The 2,335-nt window shown below is 69.2% G+C and carries 3 protein-coding genes; all 3 read right to left on the bottom strand.

The genetic code is table 11. From position 1 onward, the window contains the following. A partial coding sequence (locus HLH36_RS19350; RefSeq protein ID WP_182987908.1) for a phosphate ABC transporter ATP-binding protein occupies nucleotides 1–686 on the bottom strand: 686 nt, incomplete at its 3' end. Between the two features lie 31 nt (nucleotides 687–717). Further along, nucleotides 718–1,620, bottom strand: coding sequence for a phosphate ABC transporter permease PstA (gene pstA, locus HLH36_RS19345; RefSeq protein ID WP_246377049.1), 903 nt, complete (start codon nucleotides 1,618–1,620; stop codon nucleotides 718–720). 1 nt (nucleotide 1,621) lies between these two features. Continuing rightward, nucleotides 1,622–2,335 (bottom strand): phosphate ABC transporter permease subunit PstC (gene pstC, locus HLH36_RS19340; protein ID WP_182987907.1); only part of this gene is annotated, 714 nt, incomplete at its 5' end.

The following is a 2,335-nucleotide window of genomic DNA, read 5'->3' as shown; positions in this document are numbered from 1 at the left end:
TCGCCCATGTAGAAGAACGCCACCCGATCCGCGCAGCGCGCCGCCTGCTGCATGTTATGCGTCACGATCGCGATCGTGAACTCGCCTTTCAGCTCGTCCAGCAATTCCTCGATCCGCGCCGTCGAGATCGGGTCCAGCGCACTGGTCGGCTCGTCGAGCAGGATCACCTCCGGCCGCGTCGCGATCGTCCGCGCGATGCACAGCCGCTGCTGCTGCCCGCCCGACAGCGCCGCCGCCGACGCCCCCAGCCGGTCCTTCACCTCGCCCCACAGCGCCACCCGCCGCAGCACGTCCTCCACCCGCTCGTCCATCTCGGACCGCGACAGCCGCTCATGCAGCCGCACCCCGAAGGCGATGTTCTCGTAGATCGACATCGGAAACGGCGTCGGCTTCTGGAACACCATCCCCACCCGCGCCCGCAGCACGTTCAGGTCCGACGACAGGATGTTCCGCCCGTCGAACAGCACCTCCCCCGTCGCCCGCTGCCCGGGATACAGGTCATACATCCGGTTCAGCACCCGCAGCAGCGTCGATTTCCCGCACCCCGACGGCCCGATCATCCCCGTCACCCGCCGTGCCGGGAAATCCATCGTGATGCCCTTCAGCGCGTGGTTCGCCCCATACCAGAAATCCAGTCCCCGCACTGCCAGCGCCGACGCCGCGTCCTGCATCACCGTCCCATCCATAATCGTATTTCCCAACCCGTCAGGTTCAGCGTCAGCGTCCAGATCCAGCCTGCCGGCTCCACAACCGCACCAGCACGTTCAGCGCCAGCACCCCCGTCGTGATCAGCAGCGCCCCCGTCCAGGCAAGCTGCACCCAGTCATCATAGGCCGAGCCCGCATACTGATAGATCGCCACCGGCAGGCTCGCCATCGGCGCCACCGGGTCCAGCGACCAGTTCATGTTCCCCAGCGAGGTGAACAGCAGCGGCGCCGTCTCCCCCGACACCCGCGCCACCGCCAGCAGAATGCCCGTCAGCACGCCACCGCGCGCCGCCCGCAGGCACACCTGCAGCACCACACGCCATTTCGGCGCCCCCAGCGCATACGCCGCCTCGCGCATCGTCAGCGGCACCAGCCGCAGCATGTCCTCGGTCGTCCGCACCACCACCGGCACGAACAGCACCGCCAGCGCAATCCCCCCCGACAGCCCCGAAAAATGCCCGAACGGCATCACCAGCAGCATATACACGAACAGCCCGACCAGGATCGACGGCGCCGACAGCATCATGTCCGACACGAAGCGCACCACGTCCACCACCCGCCCGTCGCGCGCATATTCCGACAGGTAGATCCCCGTCAGCAGCCCCACCGGCGTGCCGATCGCCGCCGCAAAGCCGGTCTGCACCAGGCTGCCCATGATCGCGTTGGCCAGCCCGCCATTGCTCCCCGGCGGCGCCATCGTGTGCACCAGCGTGCCCCATGACAGGCCCGGCAGCCCGCGCACCAGCAGCGTCAGCAGGATCGACCCCAGCGCCAGCAGCACGATCATCGTCGCCGCGATGCTCAGCCCCGTCGCCACCCGGTCCACCAGCCGCCGCCGCAGCGCCAGCCCGCCGGGACGGTTCCAGCCCGCCCCCACCGTGGCCGCACCGGCCTCCATCACCGCGCGCCCCATCTCAGCCCCCTCCACGGCGCAGCAGCAGCCGCGAACAGGCCAGCGTCAGGAACGAGATCACCATCAGGATGAACCCCAGCGCCAGCAGCGACGCCAGCTTCAGGCTCCCCGCCGGGCTCTCTGGAAATTCCAGCGCGATCAGCGAGGCGATCGTGTTCCCCGGCGAAAACAGCGACCAGCCGATCCGGTTGGTGTTGCCGATCACGAACGTCACCGCCATCGTCTCGCCCAGCGCGCGCCCCATCCCCAGCATGATCCCGCCGATCAGCGCCGGCCGCGACCAGGGCAGCGTCACGCTGCGCATCACCTCCCACCGCGTCGCACCCAGCCCATAGGCACTCTCGCGGATCTGCGCCGGCATCGCCACGAACACGTCGCGCATCACCGCGCACACGAACGGCGTCACCATCACCGCCAGCACCAGCCCCGCCGTCAGCAGTCCGGTCCCGTAGGGCGGCCCCTGGAACAGCGTGCCGACCCCAGGCAGATGCCCCAGATGCCGCCGCGCCCAGGGCTGCACGTAATGCGCCATCGCCGGCACGATCACGAAGAAGCCCCACATCCCGAAAATGATCGACGGCACCGCCGCCAGAAGCTGCACCGCCATCCCGATCGGCCCCGCCACCACCGCAGGCGCCATCTCCACCAGCCAGAAGGCAATGCCGAACGCCAGCGGCACCGCGAACACCAGCGCCAGCAGCGTCGTCGCCACCGA

This window comes from Gluconacetobacter aggeris, assembly GCF_014174395.1.
Taxonomy (GTDB): domain Bacteria; phylum Pseudomonadota; class Alphaproteobacteria; order Acetobacterales; family Acetobacteraceae; genus Gluconacetobacter; species Gluconacetobacter aggeris.
The sequence above is the reverse complement of the archived record's forward strand: the minus strand, read 5'-3'. Positions and strand labels throughout refer to the sequence as shown.